The 23,359-nt window shown below is 70.6% G+C and carries 25 protein-coding genes; 24 read left to right on the top strand and 1 reads right to left on the bottom strand.

Annotated elements, in window-relative coordinates; translation table 11 throughout:
• From AB1609_01415 to AB1609_01375, 9 genes are all read left to right on the top strand, one after another.
• Window positions 1-859: 2-oxo acid dehydrogenase subunit E2 (locus tag AB1609_01415; GenBank protein MEW6045132.1), on the top strand; the 859-nt coding region annotated here is incomplete at its 5' end.
• A 61-nt stretch (window positions 860-920) separates the two neighbouring features.
• On the top strand, window positions 921-1,310 hold the full coding sequence (gene rpsF / locus AB1609_01410) for a 30S ribosomal protein S6 (GenBank protein MEW6045131.1): 390 nt from the start codon (window positions 921-923) through the stop codon (window positions 1,308-1,310).
• Window positions 1,303-1,719 (top strand): single-stranded DNA-binding protein, encoded by a 417-nt coding sequence (gene ssb / locus AB1609_01405; protein MEW6045130.1) that lies wholly within the window; start codon window positions 1,303-1,305, stop codon window positions 1,717-1,719. Before rpsF ends, ssb begins: the two co-directional genes overlap by 8 nt.
• A gap of 42 nt (window positions 1,720-1,761) precedes the next feature.
• Entirely contained in the window at window positions 1,762-1,986 is a 225-nt protein-coding gene (gene rpsR / locus AB1609_01400) for a 30S ribosomal protein S18 (protein ID MEW6045129.1), read from the top strand.
• Window positions 1,987-2,175: 189 nt separating this feature from the next.
• Window positions 2,176-2,505, top strand: coding sequence for a MazG-like family protein (locus AB1609_01395; GenBank protein MEW6045128.1), 330 nt, complete (start codon window positions 2,176-2,178; stop codon window positions 2,503-2,505).
• A gap of 56 nt (window positions 2,506-2,561) precedes the next feature.
• Complete coding sequence (locus AB1609_01390) at window positions 2,562-3,452, top strand: DUF2232 domain-containing protein (GenBank protein MEW6045127.1); 891 nt, start codon at window positions 2,562-2,564, stop codon at window positions 3,450-3,452.
• Between the two features lie 41 nt (window positions 3,453-3,493).
• Window positions 3,494-3,970, top strand: a complete 477-nt coding sequence (gene rplI / locus AB1609_01385) for a 50S ribosomal protein L9 (protein MEW6045126.1) — start codon at window positions 3,494-3,496, stop codon at window positions 3,968-3,970.
• Window positions 3,970-5,916, top strand: a complete 1,947-nt coding sequence (gene lonC, locus AB1609_01380; GenBank protein MEW6045125.1) for a Lon family ATP-dependent protease — start codon at window positions 3,970-3,972, stop codon at window positions 5,914-5,916. Before rplI ends, lonC begins: the two co-directional genes overlap by 1 nt.
• The gene (locus AB1609_01375; protein MEW6045124.1) at window positions 5,880-6,794 is read left to right on the top strand and encodes a shikimate dehydrogenase; all 915 of its coding nucleotides are present in this window, start codon (window positions 5,880-5,882) and stop codon (window positions 6,792-6,794) included. The genes lonC and AB1609_01375 overlap by 37 nt, the downstream gene beginning before the upstream one ends.
• Here AB1609_01375 and AB1609_01370 read toward each other — a convergent pair.
• The gene (locus tag AB1609_01370; protein MEW6045123.1) at window positions 6,738-8,051 is read right to left on the bottom strand and encodes an APC family permease; all 1,314 of its coding nucleotides are present in this window, start codon (window positions 8,049-8,051) and stop codon (window positions 6,738-6,740) included. The genes AB1609_01375 and AB1609_01370 overlap by 57 nt on opposite strands.
• Window positions 8,052-8,140: 89 nt before the next feature.
• Here AB1609_01370 and AB1609_01365 point away from each other — a divergent pair, with 89 nt between their 5' ends.
• The 15 genes from AB1609_01365 to AB1609_01295 all read left to right on the top strand — a co-directional run.
• Complete coding sequence (locus AB1609_01365) at window positions 8,141-9,283, top strand: D-alanine--D-alanine ligase family protein (protein ID MEW6045122.1); 1,143 nt, start codon at window positions 8,141-8,143, stop codon at window positions 9,281-9,283.
• A gap of 11 nt (window positions 9,284-9,294) precedes the next feature.
• Window positions 9,295-10,236 carry a DnaD domain protein gene (locus AB1609_01360; GenBank protein ID MEW6045121.1) on the top strand — a complete coding sequence of 314 codons (942 nt, stop codon included), beginning with the start codon at window positions 9,295-9,297 and terminating at the stop codon, window positions 10,234-10,236.
• Complete coding sequence (locus AB1609_01355) at window positions 10,226-11,680, top strand: replicative DNA helicase (protein ID MEW6045120.1); 1,455 nt, start codon at window positions 10,226-10,228, stop codon at window positions 11,678-11,680. Before AB1609_01360 ends, AB1609_01355 begins: the two co-directional genes overlap by 11 nt.
• On the top strand, window positions 11,680-11,883 hold the full coding sequence (locus AB1609_01350) for a hypothetical protein (protein MEW6045119.1): 204 nt from the start codon (window positions 11,680-11,682) through the stop codon (window positions 11,881-11,883). Before AB1609_01355 ends, AB1609_01350 begins: the two co-directional genes overlap by 1 nt.
• Window positions 11,880-12,905, top strand: coding sequence for a 3D domain-containing protein (locus AB1609_01345; protein MEW6045118.1), 1,026 nt, complete (start codon window positions 11,880-11,882; stop codon window positions 12,903-12,905). The genes AB1609_01350 and AB1609_01345 overlap by 4 nt, the downstream gene beginning before the upstream one ends.
• Before the next feature lie 19 nt (window positions 12,906-12,924).
• Complete coding sequence (gene rsmA / locus AB1609_01340; GenBank protein MEW6045117.1) at window positions 12,925-13,860, top strand: 16S rRNA (adenine(1518)-N(6)/adenine(1519)-N(6))-dimethyltransferase RsmA; 936 nt, start codon at window positions 12,925-12,927, stop codon at window positions 13,858-13,860.
• 119 nt (window positions 13,861-13,979) lie between these two features.
• Complete coding sequence (locus AB1609_01335; protein MEW6045116.1) at window positions 13,980-14,450, top strand: ribonuclease H-like YkuK family protein; 471 nt, start codon at window positions 13,980-13,982, stop codon at window positions 14,448-14,450.
• A gap of 101 nt (window positions 14,451-14,551) precedes the next feature.
• Window positions 14,552-15,520, top strand: a complete 969-nt coding sequence (locus AB1609_01330; protein ID MEW6045115.1) for an N-acetylmuramoyl-L-alanine amidase — start codon at window positions 14,552-14,554, stop codon at window positions 15,518-15,520.
• A gap of 60 nt (window positions 15,521-15,580) precedes the next feature.
• Window positions 15,581-16,816, top strand: a complete 1,236-nt coding sequence (locus AB1609_01325) for a peptidoglycan-binding domain-containing protein (GenBank protein ID MEW6045114.1) — start codon at window positions 15,581-15,583, stop codon at window positions 16,814-16,816.
• A 36-nt stretch (window positions 16,817-16,852) separates the two neighbouring features.
• Window positions 16,853-18,559, top strand: coding sequence for a LysM domain-containing protein (locus AB1609_01320; protein ID MEW6045113.1), 1,707 nt, complete (start codon window positions 16,853-16,855; stop codon window positions 18,557-18,559).
• 82 nt (window positions 18,560-18,641) lie between these two features.
• Window positions 18,642-19,919, top strand: a complete 1,278-nt coding sequence (locus AB1609_01315) for a glycosyltransferase family 9 protein (protein ID MEW6045112.1) — start codon at window positions 18,642-18,644, stop codon at window positions 19,917-19,919.
• Window positions 19,916-21,085: a flippase-like domain-containing protein gene (locus AB1609_01310; protein ID MEW6045111.1), complete on the top strand. Its 1,170-nt coding sequence runs from the start codon at window positions 19,916-19,918 to the stop codon at window positions 21,083-21,085. Before AB1609_01315 ends, AB1609_01310 begins: the two co-directional genes overlap by 4 nt.
• Window positions 21,086-21,132: 47 nt before the next feature.
• Window positions 21,133-22,206, top strand: coding sequence for a PfkB family carbohydrate kinase (locus tag AB1609_01305; GenBank protein MEW6045110.1), 1,074 nt, complete (start codon window positions 21,133-21,135; stop codon window positions 22,204-22,206).
• Between the two features lie 9 nt (window positions 22,207-22,215).
• Window positions 22,216-22,734: an adenylyltransferase/cytidyltransferase family protein gene (locus tag AB1609_01300; GenBank protein MEW6045109.1), complete on the top strand. Its 519-nt coding sequence runs from the start codon at window positions 22,216-22,218 to the stop codon at window positions 22,732-22,734.
• Window positions 22,731-23,359: homocysteine S-methyltransferase family protein (locus AB1609_01295; protein MEW6045108.1), on the top strand; the 629-nt coding region annotated here is incomplete at its 3' end. The genes AB1609_01300 and AB1609_01295, both read left to right, overlap by 4 nt.

Raw genomic sequence — 23,359 nt, 5'->3', positions numbered from 1 at the left:
ACTGCGCTGCGTCGAGGCGGCGAACCGCCGGCCTGACCGGGAAGCCGCCGGAGCGCCCGCTGGGGCCGGGGCGGTGCACCCCGCGGAAGCTCCCGCAGCCCGCCCTGCTCCCCCCACCCCGGCTCCGGCGGCGGGGGTGGCGGCACCGCCGGAGGCGATGGCCGAGGCGGTGGCCCCCGGCCCGGTTCGCCAGGTCATCGCCCGCCGCATGGTGGAGAGCTGGACCACCATCCCCCACGCCTGGACCATGGTCGAGGCCGACGTGACGTCGCTCGTGGCGCTGCGCGAGCAGGTGAGGGAAGCGTTCCAGCAACGGGAGGGCTTCGAACTGACGTATCTCCCGTTTGCCATCAAGGCCGTCGTGGACGCCCTCCAGGAGCACCCCGATCTGAACGCCTCCTGGGGCCCGGAGGGGCGGATCGTTCGCTACCGGCACGTCAACATCAGCGTCGCGGTGGGGCTCGACGAGGCGCTGATGGTGCCGGTCATACGGGAGGCCGAACGGCTCAGCGTGACAGGCATCGCCCGAGCCCTTCACGACCTCGTTCGGCGGGCGAAGCAGGGGCGGCTTACGGCCGACGACACGGGTGGCGGCACGTTCACCGTCAACAACACCGGCGCGCTGGGCTCGGTGCTGTCGGCTCCCATCATCAACCCTCCTCAGGGAGCGATTTTGACCACGGAGGCCATCCAGCGACGGCTCGTGGTGCTCAAAGACGACCAGCTCGCCATTCGCTCCATCATGAACCTCTGCCTGTCGTTCGACCACCGGATCGTGGACGGCGTGCAGGCGCTGCGCTTCCTCAACGCGGTGAAGCGCCGGCTGGAGGCGTTTGGGCCGGGTGTCCCGCTTGCTTGAGCGCGCCGTGGTATAATGGCCTCGCTACCCCCTGCCCCCGAGCCCTGAAAGGGTTCTCGGGGTGCCGTACGTCCAGAGGGAGGAGGTGGGTGCCGTGGTGCGCCCGTATGAAGCCGTGGTGGTGTTGAGCCCGGCGCTGGAGTCGGACGAGGCCGTGGAGGCGCTCATCGGCCGGCTCGAAAAGATCATCGCCGACGGGGGCGGAGTGATCCGCAACCTGGAGCGCTGGGGCCGACGCCGCCTGGCCTACCCCATCAAGCACCAGAGCGACGGGTACTACGTCCTCGTTCAGTTCGACGCGGAGGTGGGCGTCGCTCGGGAACTGGATCGGGTCCTGCGCATCACCGACGCAGCCTTGCGGCACCTGGTCGTCAGGCGCCAGGCGCAAGTGGCCGCAGCCGCGGAGGCTGCACAGGTCGGTGAGGGGAGAGGCCAAGCAACCGATGGTTAACCGCATCGTGCTCGTCGGGCGGGCTGTGAGGGACGCCGAACTCCGGTACACCGGGTCGGGGGCGGCCGTCTCGCGCTTTCGGATCGCCGTGGACAGGCCTTTCACCAACCAGCAGGGCCAGCGCGAGGCGGACTTCATCGACGTGGTGTGCTGGCGCAAGCTGGCCGAGACGGTGGGAGCGTACGTGCGAAAGGGCCGGTTGGTCGGGGTAGACGGCCGGCTGCAAATCCGCACGTACGACGATCAGAACGGGGTCCGGCGAATCCAGCCCGAGGTGGTAGCCGACCGGGTGGCGTTCCTGGAGCCCAGGCCGAAGGGCACCGAAGAGGGCGGCCCCGAGGCGGACGTTCCCGGCGAATTCCCCGAGGAGTTCAGCGACGCGCCGGCCGCCGACGAGACGCCGTTTTGACGGCAGACGCCCTGATAAGCGCAAGAAAGGTCCGGGATCGAGATGCCGAAGGACAAGAAGCGGCGGCGCAAGGTATGCGCCTTTTGCGTGGACAAGGTCGAGTGGATTGACTACAAGGATCCCAACCGGCTCCGCAAGTACATGACCGAGCGGGCGAAAATCCTGCCGCGCCGCATCACCGGCAACTGCGCCCGCCACCAGAGGCAGCTCACCACGGCCATCAAGAGGGCGCGCCATCTGGCTTTGCTGCCCTTCGTGGCCGACTGAGAAGCGAACCAGGCCGCCGGCCGCGCCGGGCCGGCAGGGCGGCGGGGCGGGCCGGGTCTTCCCCTGTGGCAGGGGGGCCCTGCCCGCTCCGCTATTTACCGCCCGCCGCCGGCAGGAGACGGGCGAGCCGACCCTGAACCAACTTGACCCGCGGCCGCAGGGTTGGATACGGAGGTGCCGCGCCGGCTCATGCAGGATCCGGCGGGGGCGAAGCCTGAGAGCGACCTGGCACGCAATCTGCGCGCCATCGAGCACCTGAAGGCCGAACTGGCGGCGGCCCTGGCGGGGCTGTACCGTGCCATGCTGCGATCCAGCGACGAGGCAGTGGCCGAGGCGCTGGCCGCCCTGGTCATCGGGGCGTATCTTCTGGCGCGGCGGCTGGGCATCAGCCCGACCCGTCTGGACATCAAAGTCGAAAACCGTGTCCGCGCCACGATGGAGCAGGGGCACGAGTTCGAGCAGTGGTACGGCGATTTCGGGGCCCTGTACAAGCACTTCCAGGGGGGAGGCCGGCGATAGGCGGCCTGTCGCGGTCCCGGGAGCGCGAGCGCATACGGCGCCTGACGGAAGGCGGCTTGCTTGCCGCCGTCACCGTCGTGCTCGGTTGGATCTCCCTATTCGTGCCGTACATGGCGCTGGTGCTCCCTTCGCCGATGGCGCTTCTCGTTTACCGGCACGGCGCCGGCGCCGGCCTGATGGCGTGGGCGGTTGCCGGGGTCTTGAGCGGCGTGTTGCTGGGCGGCGTACAGGCCGTACTGCTTCTCATCCCCATGGGGCTCACGGGGCTGGGGCTGGGCCTGGCGCTTCACGCGCGCCTTGCGCCCGGGCGCGTTCTGCTGGCGGGCGTGGCCGGGGCGCTTCTGGCGAGCCTGTTCAGCATCGGGGTCTCCCTGTGGGTGATGGGCATCAACCCCTTCGACCAGATGCTGCGGCTCTACGAAGAGAGCATGAAGGGCGCCATCAACCTCTACCGGCAACTCGGCGTGCCGGCCGAGCAGCTCGATCTCCTGGACCAGCAGTTGAAGCTTACCATGCAGGCTCTCCCTCGAATCCTGCCGGCCATCTTCCTGTCCGGTGCGGTGTTCATCGCCTTTGCTAGCTACTGGGCCGTGCGGGTGGTCCTGCGAAGGATGGGCGAGACCCTGCCCTGGTTCGAGCCGTTCTCCCGGTGGCGCCCGACCCCGGTTTCGGCGGTGGCGCTTTTCGCGGGGCTGTTGCTGCTCATGCTCCACGGCGGCCCCTCGTGGGTTGCAACGGCAGGCGCCAGCCTGGCCGTGCTGGGAGCGGGGGTTGCCCTGGTGAGCGGGCTGTCGCTGCTCTGGTTCTGGTACGAGCAGGCCCGCGTCTCCCGGGGAATGCGCGTGCTCATCACGGCTTTGTTGCTCTGGCCCTCGCTGACGTGGGGGTACCTGTTGCTCCTCGGCGCGGGGCTGGCCGATGCGTGGTTCAACTTTCGTCGCCTGTAGCGTCCGGCAGAAGAGCCGGACCAGGGAGAGGTGTGACGGCGGTGAAGGTGATCCTGACGCAGGACGTAAAGGGAGTGGGCCGCGCCGGTGACCTGGTGGACGTGTCCGACGGCTACGGCCGCAACTACCTGGTGCCGCGGGGGCTCGCCGTGGCGGCCACCGGTGGCAATGTGAAGGCGATCGAACACGAGCAGGCGGTGCTGCGGCAGAAGCTGGACAAGGAACGGGCCGAGGCGCAGCGCCTGGCGGAGAAGCTGCACACAGCGAGCGTCACGGTCAGGGTGAAGGCCGGGGAGTCCGGCCGGCTGTTCGGGTCGGTCACGGCAGGCGACATCGCGCAGGCGCTGGCCGAGCAGTTCGGCGTGCAGGTGGACCGGCGGCGCATCGAGCTCGAGGCGCCCTTGAAGAGCCTGGGCACCTATCCCGTGACGTTGCGTCTGGCCCCGGGCATCACGGCCGAGGTGCAGCTGGTGGTGGAAGCGGAGCAGGCGGCGGGCGCCGGAGGAAGAGGGTCCTGATGGCCGTCGACTCATCCCCGGACATGCGCCGGGAGATCCGGGCGCTTTGGGGGCTGATGCGGGAACTGTACGGCCCCGAGCGGCTCGTGCTCATGGCGGCCAAGGTCGGGGCTCTGGAACTGATACGGTCCGAGGACCCCCACCGGCAGCTCACGGCGCTGCTGAGGGTGATGCAGGAGGAGCCGACCTCCAGAGCAGGCGGGCGGGTCGAGGAGCTTTGGGCGCTGCTCTCACAGCTTGAGGACCGCCTGGCCGACGAACTGGCCAAAAAGCGCGTCCACGAGCAGCTCGAGCAGCGGGTCAGCGAGCGGATGCAGCGCCAGCAGGCTCGTTATCTTCAGGAACTGCGCAGCCAGATCCTGAAGGAAGAGGCCAGCCCCGACAACGCCCACACCCTGCGCAAGTACGCCGAACTCGAACAGCTTGAGCGCCGGCGGCTGGGCTCGTCGCTTCTGGCCGCTCTCCGGCCGTCCCGGCTGGACCAGGTCATCGGCCAGGACCGGGCCGTGCGGGCGCTGTTGGCCAAGCTGGCGTCCCCCATGCCACAACACGTGCTCCTCTACGGGCCGCCAGGCGTCGGCAAGACAACGGTGGCGCGCCTGGTGCTGGAGGTTGCCAAGCAGCTTCCCTACACGCCCTTCTCGGAGGACGCCCCGTTCGTCGAAGTGGACGGCGCCACCCTGCGGTGGGACCCCCGTGAAGCGTCCAACCCGCTGCTTGGCAGCGTGCACGACCCGATCTACCAGGGCGCCCGGCGGGACCTGGCCGAGTCCGGCGTTCCGGAGCCCAAGGTGGGGCTGGTCACCGAGGCCCACGGCGGCGTGCTCTTCATCGACGAGATTGGCGAGCTCGACCCCGTGCTCCAGGGGAAGCTCCTGAAGGTCCTGGAGGACAAGCGCGTTCGCTTCGATTCGTCCTACTACGACCCTGAGGATCCCCGGATACCGCGCTACATCCGCAAGTTGTTCGAGGAGGGGGCGCCAGCGGATTTCGTCCTGCTGGGAGCCACCACCCGCAGCCCCGCGGACGTCAACCCGGCGCTTCGCAGTCGCTGCGCCGAGGTCTTCTTCGACCCCCTCACCCCCGCCCACATCCGCGAGATCGTGGAGCAGGCGGCGGGCCGGGTGGGGGCCGTGCTGGACGCGGGAGCGGCCGCCCTGATCTCGGAACACGCCCCGGACGGCCGGCGCGCCGTGGCGCTCCTGGCGGACGCGTGCAGCCTGGCGCTCCACGAGACGCTGGGGTCGAACAGCGCCCCGGACGGCAGGGACGGCGAGCCGCAGGAGTGCCTGGCGGGGCTGCACGTCGGCCGCGCCCACATGGAAGAGGCGCTGCGAGCGGCGCGCCTTCTCAGCCCGGTGCGGGTGCGGGCGTCGGCTGCGCCTCGCGTGGGGCGGGCGCTGGCGCTCGGGGCGTACGGGTTCCGGGGGGTGGTCCTCGAGGTGGAGGCCATCGCCTTTGACGCGCGCTCCCCGGGCCAGGGCACCATCCGGTTCAACGAGGCGGCGGGCGCGATGGCGAAGGACTCAGTCTTCGTTGCCGCTTCGCTGGTTCGCAGCCTGCTCGGGATGGAGATGGCCGACCACGACGTTCACGTGAACGTGGTGGGCGGCGGCCAGGTCGACGGCCCTTCGGCCGGCCTGGCCGTGGCCTGTGCAGTGATCAGTGCGCTCTTGAGGGTACCCGTCCGGCAGGACGTGGCCATGACGGGCGAGCTTTCCGTGTGGGGTGACGTCAAGCCCGTGGGCGCTGTGCGGGAGAAGGTCTGGGCGGCTCGCGAGAGCGGCATGAGCAAGGTGCTGCTCCCTTCGGCCAACCTGCCGGACCTGCCCCAGGAACTCTCCAGCGGCCTGGCCTGCGGCGTCGACCGCATCGAAGAGGCCCTCGACGTGGCGCTGGGTGGTCCCAAGTGGCGGGAAACGGCCAGCCGCGGCCGGTCGGCCTGATCGGCTTTCCGGTGCGGCACTCGGCCTCGCCGGCCCTGCACCAGGCTGCCTTTCGGGCGCTGGGGCTCGACTGGGTTTACCTGCTGATGGAGGTGGAACCCGCCTTACTGGGCGATGCGGTGCGAGGGCTTCGTGCGCTTTCGTTTGCCGGGGCCAACGTGACGATTCCCCACAAGCGCGCGGTGATGGCCTTCCTGGATGAGCTCGCTCCGGAGGCAGCCCTCACGGGCGCCGTCAACACCATCTGCATCGAGGGCCTGCGGCTGGTGGGCCACAACACGGACGTCGGCGGGTTCGCCCGGGCGGTGAACGCCGCGGGAATCGATCTGCGTGGAGCCAGGGTGCTGGTGCTCGGCGCTGGGGGCGCTGCACGGGCGGCCGCCGCGGCCTGCCGGCAGGGGGGGTGCGCGTGGGTGGGTGTGGCGTCGCGCCGCCGGGAGCAGGCCGAGGAGCTTTCCCGGGAGATTGCCGGCGTCCAAGCGCTGCCGCTGGAAGCCGCCGCCGTCGGCAGGCTCCTTGGCGGGATCGACCTCCTGGTGAACGCCACCCCCCTCGGCATGCAGGGCGCCGGCAGCGGGCGGAGCCTGGTGGAACTCGCACCTCCCGACGGCCTGCCGGAAGACGGCGCCGTAATGGACATGGTCTACCGCCCTCCGGAGACGCCGCTGCTTGCAGCTGCGCGCCAGGCCGGGCGGCGCGCCATCCCCGGAGCGGGCATGCTGCTTTTCCAGGGCGCGCTCGCTTTCGAACTCTGGACCGGGCTCGCTGCCCCGGTGGAGACCATGGCCGAGGCGCTCGCCCGGGAACTCGGCGTCGATCCCTCAAGCGCGGGGCTCCCGCGGCCGCAGGGCAAACCAGATCACCCCCGGAACCGTTAGGCCCACGGCCACCCAGAAGTCCACGGGGTTAATCTGGCGAAGCATGAACCCCATCACCGCCAGGCCCAGCAGCGGCACGCCGCTTCCCCAATGAAGCAGCAGAGGCCCCTGGCCGCGCCTTTCGCGAGCACCGGTCTTTCGCCCCATCACGGCAAAGGGAATCAGGGAAAACGGCAGGAAGTGCAGTACCCCGACGCCGCGGGCCAGCCACTCGAGCTGGCCGACGAGCGTTCCGAGCGTGGCGATGACCAGCGCGGCGGCGCCGAGCCGCAGCGACGAGGAGCGGAACCGGCCGTGGCGGGCGGTCGCGGGCGCGGGAGCGGGGGCGAGCGCCCGGGGGAGAAGGCCGTCTGCGGCCATGGTTTCGCCCAGCTCCAGGGAGGCCAGCATCACCCCGTTGGCGGACGACAGGGTGGCGATGAGCCCCGCGGCGGCCACGGCGGACGCCCCGGCACGGCCCAGCACCCGCCGTGCCACCTCGGCCAGAGGCGTGGCGCTGCCGGCCAGGTCCACATGGTGCACGATGCCGACGCTGACGGCGATGATCCCGGTGTAAAGGAGCGTGACGACGCCCACAGAGGTCAGCATGGCGGCGGGCACGGTTCGCGGCGCGTTGGCGATGGCGCCGGCGGCCTGGGCCACCATCTCGAAGCCCAGGTAGGAGGTGAACACCAGGGGAACAGCCGCCAGCACCCCGTCCCAGCCATACGGGAAAAACGGCGACCAGAACGCCGGATCGACCCGGGGAACCCCCACGGCGACGAAGCCGCCCAGCACGAAAAGCAGCAGCGCCACCGAAAGATTCTGCAAGAAGGCGGCTGCCCTGTGCCCGAGCGCGTTGGCGCCGGCAACGGCCAGCACGCAGCCGGGTGCGGTCAGCCACTCGGGGATTCCCGGCCAGAAGTAGGTGAGGTACCTGGCGAAGCCCAGGGCATAGAACGATGCGGAGAGCGCCATCCCCAGCCACAACTGCCAGCCCGCCACGGACGCGGCGCCGATCCCCAGAGAGTCCCGGATATAGACGTAAGGGCCGCCGGATACCGGCCGGGAGGCGGCCAGGTGGCCGAAGTTGAACGCCAGGATAAAGGCGCTGGCGCCGGCCAGAAGATAGCTCAGAACCGCCCCGGGGCCGGCGTACCGGGCGGCGTCGGCGGAAAGGGAGAAGATGCCCGCGCCGATCATGGTACCGACCCCCAGCGCGCAGGCGCTGAAAAAGCCCATCAAACGGGGCGGCCGGCCGGCGCGAGCCTCGTCCACGGCGCGCATCGCGGGAAATGAGTACGTGCCGGCTTCCCGGCATAACCCTGACTGGTACCAAGAGCCCGAGAACAGGACGTGAGCGTGACATGAGCGAGAACGGCCGTTTGAGGCTGGCCCTGTTGTTCGGCGGGCGGTCCGGGGAACACGAGGTCTCCATCATGTCCGCCCGATCCGTGCTCAGGGCGCTCGACCCCGAGCGCTACCGGGTCTTTCCCATCGCGATCACCCGCCACGGGCGGTGGTACACGGGCTCCGACCCCGCCGCGGCGATGGACGCCCTCGCGGCGGGGCGCGTCGACGAACTCGACCCGGTGGCGGTCATCCCCCAGCCGGGCCACCCGGACAACCCGCCCATCGACGTGGCCTTTCCCCTGCTGCACGGCCCGCTGGGTGAGGACGGCACCATCCAGTCCATCTTCGAGCTGGCGGAGATTCCTTACGTGGGGGCGGGCGTGGCCACCAGCGCCGTCGGGATGGATAAGGAGCTGATGAAGGCGGCCTTTCGCGCCGCCGGGCTGCCCGTGGTGGCCTACCGCGTCGTGCGGCGATCCGAGTGGCAACAGGACCCCGGCGCGGTGACCCGGGCCGTCGCGGAACACCCGGGCTTTCCCGCCTTCGTCAAGCCGGCCAACCTAGGCTCCAGCGTGGGGGTCAACCCGGCCTCGAACGCCGAGGAGCTGGCACGGGCCCTCGAGGAAGCCTTCGCCTACGACCGCAAGGCGCTCGTGGAGGCATCGGCCGCGCCCCTCAAGGAGGTCGAGTGCAGCGTTCTGGGTATCGACCGGCCCGAGGTGTCGGTGCCCGGCGAGGTCCGGCCGGGGCGGGCGTTTTACGATTACACGGCAAAGTACCTGGACACCACGACGGGACTGGTGGTTCCGGCCGAACTCGACCCGGAGGTGGCGGAGCGGGTCAGGGACCTGGCCGCCAAGTGCTTCCAGGCGGTGGATTGCGCCGGGATGGCCCGCGTTGACTTCTTCGTGAAACCCGACGGGCAGGTGTTCGTAAACGAGATCAACACCATCCCGGGCTTCACCGCGGTGAGCATGTACCCGCGGTTGTGGGAGGCGTCGGGGCTGCCGTACCCGAGCCTGATCGACCGCCTGGTGGAGATCGCCCTCGAAGTTCACAGGACGCGCCTCGAAATCCGCGCGGCCCACGCATCCTACGCCCCGGGCGCGCAGGGAGGCGTGGCGCCCAGGCCGAAGTCCTCCGGCCGGGCGGGGTGATCGGACCAGGGATGGCGCGACGCCGTGTTCGCATCGAGCCGGGGGTGTCAGGCCGGCGGTACCTGTCGGTTCCGGAGGAACTGATCGAACTGTACGCCCCCCGCATCAGCTGGCAGGCGGTGGCCGCTTGGCTGGTGCTCCGGCTTGCCGCCGAGCGGGGCGGCTCGGTCGGGGACAACGAGGAACTGACCTCCTTCGTAGCGAGGACGCTGGGGCTCTCCCCGCTGGAGGCGGGCGAAGCCATGCGGAGGCTGACGCTGTACCGCCTCGTGGAGCCGGCCGGTGAACACGCGCTTCGGGTGCTGGAACCGCTCGAGGCCGCCAGCTTCGCCCGGGAGTTCGGTGAGGTGGGGGCGCCGCTGCGTCCGGCTCCCTCCCAACCCGAGCCGGCCCCTGCGGCGCCACAGGAGGTGGCGGCGGCCGCCGACCCGTCGGCCGGAGCATCCCAGCCGCTGCCGGCCGACATCCGCGAGGTGCTCGACTGGTACCACCAGCGCATCGGGCTCATCAGTGAAAGCCAGATAGAGCGGCTGTGCGAATGGATCACCCAGCGGGGCATGACCACCGACGTGGTGGCGCTCGCCATCGAGCAGACGGCGCGTTCTGCCGAGTACGCGAGCTTCAGCTACCTGGAGGGCGTCCTGCGCAACTGGTACAACCAGGGAGTCCGCACGTGGGCTGACGTCCTGCGCCGGCCCCACCTGGCCTCCGTGCTCAACGCTTCCCGCGCTGCTGCGCCGGCAGGACCGCCGTCCGCGCCGGGTGCGGGCGGGGGCTCACCCTCCACGCCGGCCGGCCAGGGCGCGCCGGTCGGGGCCGGCTCGGGCAGCGGGGCCGGCAAGGCGGACCGGTCGGATGCCCCGATGGTTGGGGTTCCTAACGCCGAGGCCTACAGGCCGGTAGATCCCGAGCGCGTGAAGCGCATCAAGGAGCTGTACGGCTATGGCCGTTGAGCCGTCCCAGGGAACTCCTGTGGCCTCCAGGCTGCCCGCGGCCGCCGCCCCGGGCGCACCGCCGGGGGTGCGGGGGACTTTCGTTCCCGTCGATGCGGATGCCGAACGCCGGGTGCTGGGCATCCTGCTCAAGTACCCGGACAAGGCCGACCTGGTGATGGACAGGCTGCGTCCGTCCCACTTCTACGACCGCGTACACCGCCTCGTCTTCCGCACCATCGTGGAACTTTACAACACCACAGGCCGGATCTCGTTCACCCAGGTCTTCAACCGGCTGCGCAAGGAGCCGCAGATTCCGGACCCGGAAGGGGCGCTCCTCGAACTCACCGACTCCTTCGGCAGCGCCGCCGAGCTGGAGCCGGCCGTTGACGTCCTGCTGGACAAGCAGGCGCGCCGGCGCATCCTGGAGGCGGCGCAGGAGATCGAACGGATGATCCTGTTCGAGTCCCGACCGTCGCTGACGGACTGCCAGTCGGCCGCGCAGCAGCTGATGTTCGAGGCAACCTCCGAAGAGGGCAGCCTGGAGGAAGACGTCAAGCCGCTGCGCGACGTCCTGGCGCGCTGCTACTTCAACCTCGTGGAGCGCATGGAGGGCCGGCGCACGGCGGGGTTGATGGTGCGGTACCCCTCCATCGACGGCATCACCACGGGATTCAAGAAGAAAGATTTGATTATTCTGGCGGCTCGCCCCAGCATGGGCAAGACAGCGCTCGCGCTCAACTTCGCGGTGCACGTGGCGCGCTTCGAGCAGGTACCCGTTCTCATTTTCTCGCTGGAGATGGACGACGAGCAGATCGGCGACCGTATCGTGATAAGCGAGCTGTTCCGCTTCCAGGACGGCAGCAGCACCCCGGTCACGTCCCTGGACTACACCACCCGGATGGACGCGGAGAAGTTCGCCCGCACCCAGTCCATCTTCAACGAGCTTCACGAGCTGCCGATTCTCGTGGTGGACCGGCGGGGGTTGACGGCGGCCGACATCCGCGCCAAGGCCCGGCGTGTGAAGGCCGCCCACAAGGATCTCGGGCTCATCGTCATCGACTACCTGCAGCTCATCCGGCCGCCGTCCGAGAGCACGAGCAAAAACTGGGCGCTGGTGGTCGGGGACGTGGTGCGGGAGATCCGGGACCTGGCCGGCGAACTGGACGTGCCCATCCTGTTGCTGTCGCAGCTCAACCGGGGGGTCGAGGCCCGGGAGAACAAGCGCCCGGTCATGTCGGACCTGCGGGACAGCGGAAACATCGAGGAATTCGCCGACGTGGTCATGTTCCTGTACCGTGACGACTACTACTATCCGGACAAGGCCCGGGAGAAGGGTCTGGAGGGCGTCGTCGAGGTCATCGTGGCCAAGCAACGGCGCGGCCCCACCGGGGTGGCCAAGCTGCGGTTCCATAAGGAGTACACCCGTTTCGTCGACCTGGAGGAGCAGGAGCGTGGGCCCTGATGGACCTGATCGACCGGCTGGAGCGGGTCCGGCTGCGGCTCGCGGAGGCGTACCGGCGGCTCTGGCAGGAGGGGGCCTTGACGGAGCAGCAGTTCGAGGAGGTCATGGAAGTGCTGGACAATATCGAGAAGCTTCCCGTGAACGAGGTACGCCGGCGCCTCCAGCAGATCGGCGGGCCCGGGCCGCCGGGTGAGGGCGCATGACGCAGAGCGCGCCGGCATCGCAGACAGCCGGGCTGCGGCATGCCTCGGCGTTCAAGGGAGCGGTGTTCCTGGCCTCGCTGGCGGCTTTCGGGTGGCTCGGCCAGGCGTGGGCGCTGGTTCCGGTGGCCGTCGAGGTCGACGGAAACCGCGTCGAGGGCCGGGTGCTGACGGGCACGGTCTCCGGCGCGCTGAGCCAGCTCGGGATCCTGCTCCAAGACGGCGACAGGACGCGCCCGGCGCTGCAGGCGAAGATCGCTTCGGGGATGGAAATCGCCGTGCTGCGCGCCTTTCCCGTCACGCTGAGCAGCGACGGGAACGTGCGCAGCGTTCTGGCCGTGCCCGGGACCGTCGGGGATCTTCTGGCCGACGTGGGGATCAAGCTGGGGCCGCTGGACCGCGTCGAGCCGCCCGCCGACACGCCCCTGTCGCCCACCCTCAAAGTGGAGGTCGTGCGGGTCCGGGAGGAGGTCGTGGTGCGGCGAGAGCCCATCCCGTACCGGACGTTGCGGTGGGCCGAGCCCCGGTGGGAAAAGGGGAAGACCGGCGTGCTGCGCGAGGGGCGTGAGGGGCTCGCCGAGCACACGGTCAGGCTTCGCTACGAAAACGGCCGGCTCGTTTCGACCACCCGGCTCGCCACCAAGACCCTGAAAGAACCCGTGGACAAGATCATCGGTGTGGGCACCCGGATCGTGTGGCGCACCATGAAGACCCCCGTGGGCACCATCCGCTACAAGGAAGCCATCCAGATGGTGGCGACGGCCTACTATCCCGGCCCCGAGAGCACCGGCCGGTACGCCGACGGGGTCACCGCCACCGGGATGCGGGCGGGGCACGGGGTCGTGGCGGTGGATCCCAGGGTCATCCCCCTGGGCACCCGCCTCTACATCCCGGGCTACGGCCTCGCGGTGGCCGGGGACGTCGGGTCGGCCATCAAGGGGCGGCGCATCGACCTCGGGTTCAACACGCTGCGCGAGGCGCTCCACTTCGGACGCCAGACGGTGACGGTCTACGTCCTCGATTGAACGGCCTGGCGGGGGCGGCTTGCCAGCGCCCCCGCCGAATCCCGCCACCCCCTCGGCTCTACACGAGATTCTGCGGCATTTCGGCTTACGCCCGAGGCGCGCCTTCAGTCAGAATTTTCTCATCGACCCGAGGGTGGCCGGCCGCATCGCCACGGCGGTGGGCGCCGGGCCGGACGACCGGGTCGTGGAGATCGGGGCCGGGCTCGGGGCGATCACGCTGCCACTGGCGCGCCTCGCCGGGCAGGTGATCGCCATCGAACGGGACCCCCGCCTGGCGCAGGCCCTCGGCTGGGTGCTGGCGCAGCACGGCTTGAACGCGCCCGTGCTAAGGCGCGTCGTGGTCGTCGTGGCCGACGTCCTGCGCCTGCCCCTGGACCCTCTCCTGTCCCTGCCGCGCGGCGCCCCCGGGCGAGCATTTCTCGCCGGCAACCTGCCTTACGGCATCACGAGCGACCTGCTCCTCTTGCTGGCGGCTTCCAGCGGGTGGCAGCGGGGCGTGGTGATGGTGCAAGAAGAGGTGGCCGACCGCCTGACGGCCGCTCCGGGCAGCGAAGCCTATGGCTCTCTTACGGTGGCGCTTCGGGCGCGCTGCCGGATCGGCCGGCTCTTCGAGGTATCGCGCCGTTCGTTTTTCCCGGCGCCCGACGTGGATTCCGCGGTGCTGGAGATCGCTCCGCTTGCCACGCGCCCCGGGCCGGAGGACTCCCGGGCGCTCGAAGAGGTGCTGCGGGCCGCATTCGGCCAGCGCCGCAAGAGATTGAAAAACGCCCTGCGTACCCTGAGGGCGAGGTCGCCCCGGGGCAGGGGCGGCGACGGGGAGTTGAACGCCGATGAGGTGGAGGCGCTCCTGGCGGCCGCCGGCGTCGACGGCTCGCTCCGGGCGGAAGCCCTCGGCGTGGAGGATTTCCTCAGGCTGGCCGCTGCGTGGCGCCGCCACCGGGCGGCAACTCGTTGAAGCGCGTCACCAGCCGGTGCTATAATCGGTGCGGCTCCCGCCACAAACGGGGGTTCGGCAAGGAGCAGAGGAGGTGTGCTCCCGCAGCTCAGGTAACGGAGACCGAGAAGGCGGCGGTCATGCAGTTCATAAGCCCCACCAAGGGGCCGATGACGTTCGACGCGATGTTCGACGAGATCATCGCGTACGTTCGCGAAAGCCCCCAGGCGAGCTACCGCATTATCGTCGGGACCGACTCGCAGCTTCGCGACCAGACGAGTTTCGTCACCGCCGTCATCGTTCACCGGGTCGGCAAGGGCGCGCGGTACTTCTACGCCAGGGAACGGCAGGTCTTCGGCCGGAGCTTGCGGCAGCGCATCTTCTACGAGGCGGCTCGGAGCCTGGAGGTAGCAGGTAAGCTCGCCTCGCGCCTGGCGGCCAACGGGTACGCGGACTTCGACGTCGAGATCCACCTGGACATCGGCCGCCACGGCGAGACCCGCGACCTCATCCGAGAGGTGGTCGGCATGGTGACGGGCAGCGGCTTCGACGCCCGCATCAAGCCGGACGCCTTCGGCGCCTCCAAGGTTGCGGACAAGTACACCAAGTGAGGCTTTCCCCTCGCCTGCCCTGACCACAGGACACGGGTCCGGCATACCGTGGTAGGGAATGCTGCCCCGGTCCGTGCTACCGGGGTTCGAGGGCGCAGGGGATGGCGACTAACCACAACCCCCACGGGCTGCGCCGGCTGCGGCTGGTGCTGGACGGGCGGTACATTGAAGGCGCGGTGGGCCGCCTGGACGGCAGGGCGGCGTGGGTCGACGCGGCCCCCATCGCCTCCCGGTGGGGGGGCCGGCTGGACATCGGCGAAGAGGTGCTGGGTTGGCGGGATGCCCGCACCGGCCGCACCGTGGTCTTCAGGCGGGGGAGCCCGCAGGCGCAGCTGGAAAACGACGCCGAGCGCGTCACCCTGTCCGCGGCCCCGGACTGGTCCGACGGTGCCCTGCTCTTTCCGGCCGATGCCGTCGCCCTGGCGGGCGGTGCGTCGCTCAGCGTGGACCGCACGGCCGGGGTGCTGTTCATCACCCGCCCCGACCCCTATCTGGCCGAGTGGCGAGTCCTGATCGACCCGGGTCACGGTGGCCGGGACACGGGGGCCACCTACGGCGCAGGCCTCGTTGAGAAAGACCTCAATCTCGACGTGGCCCGCCGCCTCGCCCGCCTCCTGAAAGCGGCAGGAGCGGCTGCCGCCTTGAGCCGCACCACGGACGTGGAACTCAGCACGGCCCGCCGCTGCGCGCGGGCCCGTCAGTTCCAGGCGCGCCTCGTGCTCAGCATCCACCACAACGCCTACCCCGACCCTTCCCTGCAGGGCGCCGAGGGGTACTACTACCGCAAGGACGAGAGCCGCAGGCTAGCCGCTGCGCTGGTCGGCGCGCTGGCGCGGGGTCTTGGCGTGCCGAACCGGGGGGTTCGGGAGGCCAACGTGGGGGTGCTCAGCTGCCTGGGGTGTTCCGCCGCCCTGACCGAGGCGGCGTTCGTTACCGAACCCCGGCTGGCCCGGGCCTTTAGCCACCCGTGGATGCGGGTGAAGGAGGCGCTGGCCCTGCTCGAGGGACTGCGGAGCTTTTGCAGCGCCGCTCATGGAGACGGCGTGCTGTGGGGCGTCCCGTCCCCGTAGCGGCGCCGCCGGGCTGCCCGGGCCTGCCTGCATATACTGCGTCGGGGGTGGGGCCGGACCGTGTCAGCGCCGGATAAGGAGCCTGCCACGCCGGCCGCACGGCAGCGCGCAGGCAGGGTGCGCCGCGCCCGCCGCAAGCACCCCGTGCTGCACCCGGGCAGCCGTGGCCCGGCGGTGGCTGCGCTCCAGCAGCAGCTGAGCAGGCTCGGCTTCTACGGCGGCGAGATCGACGCCATATACGGCGACCTGACCTTCGAGGCCGTCCGGTCGTTCCAGCGGGCGTTCCGCCTGCCGCCCGACGGCCTGGCGGGCCCTGAGGTGCTGGGGCTCCTGGACGACCCTTTTCTTCAGGCCGGCGAGGCCGCGCCGGGGCACCGGCTGGTGGTGGCATGGGCCGACGGGGACCTTCCCGCAGAAGATCAGCGCCCTCAATGGGTCAGCATGTGGGCGGTTCCCGGCCTCGAACTCGTCGCCGACCCGCTCGGCCGCATGTGGCTTTCAGACGGCGAGGCAGGCCGGGTGGCCCGGAACGGCCCGCTCCGCGGCCCGCTGCCCGTGCTCACGGTGCGACCGGCGCGCAGCGTGCCGCTCATCCGGCGTTCCGGCCTGCAGCAGATCGCCCGCATGCTCACAGGCAGCGGGCGGGTCGCGCGCGTCATCGTCGCCGTCCCGGACGGAGACGGTGCGCCGGCGCGATCGGGTTCCGCCGAGATGCCCCCGCCCGGGGCGTTTCGCCTGGCCCGGGCCCTCGGCCGGGCCGGGGTGAGCTGCTGGATCAGCCTGCGGCTGTCGTCACCCGCCCGCCCCCTCAGCCTGCGGTGGTGGGGTTACGAGGTTACACGCCGCGCCGGCGTGTTCGAGCGCATGGTGGTCTGGGCGCCACCGGTCGTGGGTGACTCGTTTGAACCCGAGATCGCCGCGGTCCGCGCCGCCATTCAGGGGGTCCGGCGCTGGCGCCCGCCATGGCGGGTTCTCCTCGGCCTCGACCTGTCCCCCTGGCTCATCGAGCCGCCCGAAACCCCGGGGCGACCTCCGGGCCGCCGCCGCCTCACCCGGGCCGAGGCGGTACTTGCCGCCTGGCAGCTTCGCCTTCGCCGGCTGAAAGGGGAGGACCCCGCCACCCTCCCCACGGTGGTGCGCTGCACGCCGGCGCGTGTCCGGGCGTTCGTGAGCTTTGTGAAGTGGGCGGGGCTGGGCGGCATCGTTCTGCGGGGCCTTGACCGCGCGGATCCCCCCGTGCTGGCCGTTGTCGAAAACACCATTCCGGCGCTCAAGTTCTCGGACGACCCGTCATAAGGATGGGCAGACCCTCTTTCGGGGGAGGCGGAGCTTTTGGCTGTCAAGATCAGGGAAACCGAGCTGGTACTGAGTCGCCGCCTGGAGGAGCGTTCGGTGGAGGTCACCGCTTCCGGGAGTCTCCGGCTCCCGTCCGAACTCCCGGATGCAGCCACGCCCATCCGCTGGAAGGCGCTGGCCAGCGTGGACCGGGTCGTGGCCGACGCGGCTTCCGGGCGGCTCGAGGCCCGGGGCACGTTGAGAGGCTGGGTAGTCTACGCGGCGGCGGGATCCGAATCGCCGGACCCCGCGGGGGCGGTTTTTGGCGGGCGGCTCGAAGGGGAGCTGCCCTTCACCGCCTCGACCGACCTGCCGCCCGATGCCGGCGACGCGGCCTGGCAGGCCCGGGCGACGGTGCGGGACGTGGAGGGGCGGTTCCGCACGGACGGGCGAACCGCCGACGTGGACGTGGTGATCAGCGTGCGTTTCGCCGGCGTCGTGCGGGAACGGACGACGGCCGTCAGCCAGGTCTCCGCCACGCCGCCCGACCGCGTCGAGACCTCCAGCGCCACCCTGCGGGTCAGCGTCTTCCAGGGCGAAGGCAGGGCGCGGCTTGCGCTCGAGGAGGCCCACGGGCTTGACCTGCCGGCCGGGCCCACCTCGCGCCTGCGGGTGCTGGACCTCCAGGTGGAACCCACGATCACCGCCGCCGAGCCACACGACGGGGGCGTCCTGGCGAGAGGCGAACTGGCCTTTGAACTCCTCTATGCGGTGCAGCGCCAGGCGCCGGCTGAAGGCCCGCCACCCGGGCCGTCCGAAGCGAGCGCCCCGGGCACGGGGGAGCAGCCGGAGGTGGTGGCCCCTGTAAGGCTCTGGGATGTGCACCTGGCGAGCTGGACCAGCCCCGAAGGTTTCGAGACCACGATTCCCATCGCGGGGCTGGAGGGCACAAGCCGCGTCCGGGCCCGCGCGCAGCTCGCCGACGCCTCCGTTCGCACTCTGCCCGCGGAAGGGCTCGTCTACATCACCTGCCAGGTGGACGTCGAGGCGCAGGCCGTGGACGCCCGCACCGTGCCGGTGGTGGCGGACATCCGGTCGTCGGGTCCGCAGACGGTGGAACAGCGCAAAGTCCCGCTTCGCCTCGAAAGCCCCGCGGGCGAGGGCCGGCGCACCTTCACGGGCGGCGCCACCGTCGAACTCTCCGGCGCGCTGCCGCCGGTCGACCGCATCGTATGGAGCGGGGTGGTGGTGGATGCCATTTCTACGCGGCCCGAGGCAGGCCGGGTGCACGTGAGCGCATCGGCCACGCCGTGGGCGTACTACCTGCCCTACAAGCCCGACGCCCGGACGAACGGCGTGGTCTTCGCCTTCTGGCCGGGCGCGGTCAACATCGAGCAGGTGGTCGCCATCCCCGACCTGCGGCCCGACGCTGAAATCTCCGCGTCTTTCACGGGCCTCTCCGTGGAGGCCGACCTGATCAGCCGGCAGACGGTGGAGTTCACCGTGTCGGGCCAGTGCCTCGTCGAGGCGCAGCTTCCTGCCACCCAGGAGGTGGTGGCCGAAGCGGTGGCCGTACGCGCCCCGGGCCCGCGCCAGCCGTCCATCTACCTGGTGGTCACACAGCCCAACGATACGCTCTGGAAGCTGGCGCGCCGCTACCGCACGACGCCCCAGCAGGTTCAGTCGGCGAATCCTGACCTGGGCGCTCGCGAGGAGACGGAGCCGTTGCCGGCCGGCAGCCGCCTGTTCATCATGGGGCAGTAAACTTTTTCCATCCCGGCCTTGCTGGGGCGAGGTGGTCATGCTAATCTGGTGCCGTCAGTAGGCTTTCGCCGGAGGACGCTAGATGCAGGGGGCGCCGCTCGAGACGTCCCGTATCGACAAAATCCTGGTCCTGCAGCTGTGCCCCATTGGCGACACCCTGTTCGGGACGCCTGCGCTCCGGGCGCTCAGGCGGCGCTTCCCTCACGCCTGCGTGGCCGATGTCACGTGGGCGGCCAACCGGGAGGTGCTGGAGGGTAACCCCGCCATCGACCGGCTGGTCCTCTGCCGCAGCGCCCTTCAGTTACCGCGCGTTCTGTCGGCTCTTGCAGACGAAGACTTCGACGCGGTGGTGGGGCTGTCCAACATCGGGAGCTGGCTCACCCTCTTTACCCGGGCGGAGGTGCGCGTCGGGTTCAACAGCCAGACGCTCGGGTGGCTGTACACGCAGGACGTCCCGGATCGGCGCGAACTCCACGCCGTGGACTACTGCCTGGAGGTGGTGGCGGCGCTCGGGGCCGAATCCGACGGCCGTCACCTCGATCTGCCCGTCTCCGAGCGGGAGCGCCAGTGGGCGCGCCGCTTTCTGCGAGCCGACCGGGGGCGCCCGGCCCTTCGGGTCGCCATGCACCCGGGCGGCCGTTACTTCCCCGCCAAGCGCTGGCCCACGTCGGGGTACGCCTACGTGGCGGACTACCTGGCGGGTCAGTATGGCGCCCAGATCGTGGTGGTCGGCGGGCCCGACGACGTTGCGCTTGCGGAAGAGATGGCCGACGAGTGCCGGCTCGCGGAGCCTCTGGTGGCCGCCGGGCGGGCAGGCATCAAGCAGACCGCGGCCCTGATCGAGCAGTGCGACCTGTTCATCGGCAACGACTCGGCGCCAATGCACATGGCAGAGGCGGTGGGGACACCGGTCGTCGCGATGTTCGGCCCCACCAATCCCGGCAACTTCCGGCCGCTCGGCCCCTTCGACGTGGTGGTGCGGAAGGAGCTGCCCTGCAGCCCCTGTTTCCACTGGCTTGGCGGAAGCCGGCAGTACCTGATGCATGCGTCGCTGTCGGAGCAGCCCGCCCCGTGTATGCGCTCCATCACGCCAAGGGATGTGATCGTCGCGGTGGAAGGGCAGATCGACCGGTTGGGGCTGCGCGCGCACCGAGGGCTGGTGCGGCCGCCGGCGCCCCCGCCCGTCGATGCGGAACTGGCCTGGGCCCTCCCGGGTTATGACGGCGGTGCGATACGGCTTTTGCCGCTGCGCCCGGGCCGGATGCTCCGCAGGGCCGCCATCCGCCGCCGGCATCGCCACCTGGCGGTGGCCGGCCGGCGCGGTGCGCCGCACAAGGTTCAGGAGTTCGAGGAGATTTGAAGGAGCATGGTCAGGGCCGGTTCCAGCTGACCCGGCAGGCCATTCGCCGCAGCATCGCCTTCTCGCTCCTCTCCGGGGCGGCCGCCGTGGCCGCCCTTCTTACGTTGGTAAGAGATGGGGACGAAGCCGTATTCAGCCACCTGCGGATGGTCGACGCGCGGTGGCTGTGGTTCGCCGCCGGCCTCACCCTCACGGCGTGGCTTTTGCGCACGTGGCGAAGCCAGCTGCTGGCCCGGGCTTTCGGAACGCGCATACCGGCCAGGCGCGTCTTGCGCTACTACCTCGCCAGCGTCTTCGTCTCGCACGTGACGCCGACCAGCACCGGCGGTGTCCCGGTCTTCATCTACCTGTTGGCGCGGGAAGGCCTGAGTGTGGGGCGCGCCACGGCGGTGGCGGTGGTCGATTCCGGGCTCGTCGTGCTGTGGCTGCTGGCGGCCTGGCCCGTCGCCGCCGCGTGGAAGGGACTGGGCGGCCGGTTCGGCGCGCCCGGATTGACGGCATTCGTGCTCGTCTCGCTGGGGATGCTGGCCGCCTTGGTGGCCTGGACGCTGGTGCGACCCCGCGCAATCGCGAGCATCTTCATGCGCATGCTCACGCGGGCACGCCGCGCCGCTCGGGCCGGGCGCCGGCGCCGGATGCGCGCCATCCTGGCCGTCCTGGTGAAGGAGAGCCTCCGCTTCTCGTACGGGATACGCTACCTGCTCCTCCAGCGCCCGTGGCACCTGGTGGGCGCCACGCTCCTCACCGGGGTGTACTGGCTTTTTTACCTCTCCATCGCCTGGGCCGTGCTCGTGGGCTTAGGCGCACGGATGAACTGGCTGTATGCGGCGACCGCCCAGCTCATATTCAACCTCTTCCAGCCGTTCATCCCCACGCCGGGCGGCAGCGGCGGCGCCGAGCTGATCATGGCCTACCTGTTCAAGCGCGTTCTGCCCGCCTCGAGGCTTGCGGTGTTCGTGGGGGTGTGGAGGTTCTTCACGTTCTACGCAAGCCTGGTGGCCGGCGGGATCATGTTCGTGCGGTCGGTGGGAGGAGCGTTGAGAGAGGCTCCGGCCCACCCCTCGCCCGCCACCTCCGCCGGAAGCCCCGGCCCCTCGCCGGCCCTGCCTGGGCCGGCCGGCGGGTCAGGCAGGCAGGCCCCCGCTCCCGCCGAACCTCAATCGTAGGTCGCCTTGCCGGCCGCAAGTTTTCGGGAGATGGGGTGCAGCCCGAGGTGGCTTTGGACACAGCGCGCCCTGGCGTCCCGGTGCCCGCGCCCGCCCAAAGCGTCCTGGAACTCCTGGAGGCGGCCAGGGGGCGCCGGATTGCCGTCATCGGCGACGCCGTGCTGGACCGGTACGTGTACGGCGAACCCGTTCGGATTTCCCGGGAGGCGCCGGTGCTCATCCTGAGCTGGGTGGGCGAAGAGGAACGCCCCGGCGGGGCGGCGAATGCGGCGGCCAACGCCGCGGCCCTGGGAGCGCGCGTCGAGCTGGTCAGCCTGGCGGGTGACGATGCGCCCGGCGGGCGGCTCACGTCGCTACTCGAAGCCCGCGGGGTGGCGGCCCGCCTGGTGCGCGACCCGGCCCGGCCGACCACCGTCAAGACCCGTTTCATCGCCGGGAGCCGGCAGACGGTTCAGCAGCAGATCCTGCGGCTCGACCGGTGGGAGTCCCGGCCGCCGGGCGGGCGGCTGGTGGAGGAGCTGGCCGAAGCGGCGTCTCAGGCGGTGCAGCGGGCGGACGCCGTCATCCTGTCGGAATACGGGGCGGGGAGCGTCACCGGCGCGGTGTTCCAGGCGGTGAGGGAGACGGCGAGAGCCCGGGGCATTCCCGTGGTGGTGGACTCGCGGTTCCGGATCGGGGAGTTTAGGGGCGTTTACGCCGCCACGCCCAACCTGAGTGAGGCGGAACAGGCGGTGGGGATTCGCCTGGTCGGGGAGCAGGCGTTTGCTGAGGCCGGGCGCCGGCTGCTCGAGCAACTGCAGCTGCGGCTGCTGGTCCTGACCCGGGGCGAGGAGGGCATGTCGCTATTCTTTGCCGACGGTCGGCCGCCCCTGAGGCTGCTCGCCTACAAGCCCCGGGAGGTCTACGACGTCAGCGGGGCGGGTGACACGGTGGTCTCCGCCATTGCGCTGGGGCTTGCGTGCGGGGAGCAGCACGCGCTGAGCGCGGCGCTGCTGGCCGATGTGGCGGCCGGGCTCGTGGTGGGCAAGCGAGGGGTCGCCACCGTTTCGCCGGAGGAGATAAGACAGGCGGTGGCAAGCTGGACGCCCCAGCTTTACGAGTGCACCGAGGCTGGAGGGTAGGGCGGGGCTGTGGAAAGTTCTGAGGAACGGGTGGTTTCCGTCGAGGCGGCGGCGGCGTTCGCCCGGGAGGTGCGCCGCGGCGGCGGGAGGGTCGCCCTGGCCAACGGGTGCTTCGACCTGCTGCACGCAGGGCACGTGGCGTTCCTCGAACAGGCCCGAGCGGCGGCCGACGCACTCATCGTGGGGGTCAACAGCGACGGAAGCGTCCGGCGGCTGAAGGGCCCCGAGCGTCCCGTGGTCGCCCACCAGGACCGGGCCCGGGTCGTTGCGGCGCTGCGCGCGGTCGACCGGGTGGTGGTTTTCGAGGAGGAGACCGCGGCTGCCCTTATCGAAGCGATAAGGCCCGACCTGTATGTGAAAGGTTCCGACTACTCGCTCGAACGGCTGCCCGAACGGGAGGCGGCGCAGCGGGTGGGTGCCCGCATCGTGCTGGTGCCACTCCTGCCGGGCCGATCCACGACGGGTCTGTTGGGCAGGCTTAAGGCTCATCAGGGCCTCCAGGCCAGGGAAGAGGGCGGACGCCATTGACCTTCGAGGAGATGCTCGGGCAGGGCCGGGTGATCCTGGGCGACGGTGCCATGGGCACCATGCTGTACGCCCGCGGAGCCCCTCTGGAAGGGTCGTTCGACGCCCTCAACCTGACCGACCCCGACCTGGTGCGAGGCGTCCACCTCGACTACCTCCTGGCGGGGGCCGAACTCATCACCACCAACACGTTCGGCGCGAACCGGGTGCGGCTCGGTAGCTACGGGCTCGAATCGCAGGCGCGGGCCATCAACGTCGACGGCGTCAAGATCGCCCGCAGCGCCCGGGAGACGGCCGGCGTGCCCGCCCTGATCGCCGGGGACATCGGGCCGACGGGCAAGGCGCTCGAGCCCATCGGGTCCCTGTCCGAGGCGGCGGCCCTGGCTGCCTTCCGGGAACAGGTGGACGCGCTGCTGGCAGGGGGCGTGGACCTCTTCATCATCGAGACCATGTCGGACCCCCGGGAGCTGCTGCTGGCGGTCAGGGCCGTCCGGGAGGCGTGCCGGCTGCCCGTGATTGCCGAAATGAGCTTCTCGGCGGAAGGGCGCACGCTTCTCGGGACGGCGCCCGAGGAGGCGGCCGAAGCGCTCGCTCGGCTCGCGCAGGACCAGCGCCCGGAGGTCATCGG

Source organism: Bacillota bacterium, from assembly GCA_040754675.1.
In the GTDB taxonomy this organism is placed as follows: domain Bacteria; phylum Bacillota; class Limnochordia; order Limnochordales; family Geochordaceae; genus Geochorda.
Note: the sequence above shows the minus strand (reverse complement) of the source record. Positions and strands in the feature narration are given on the sequence as shown.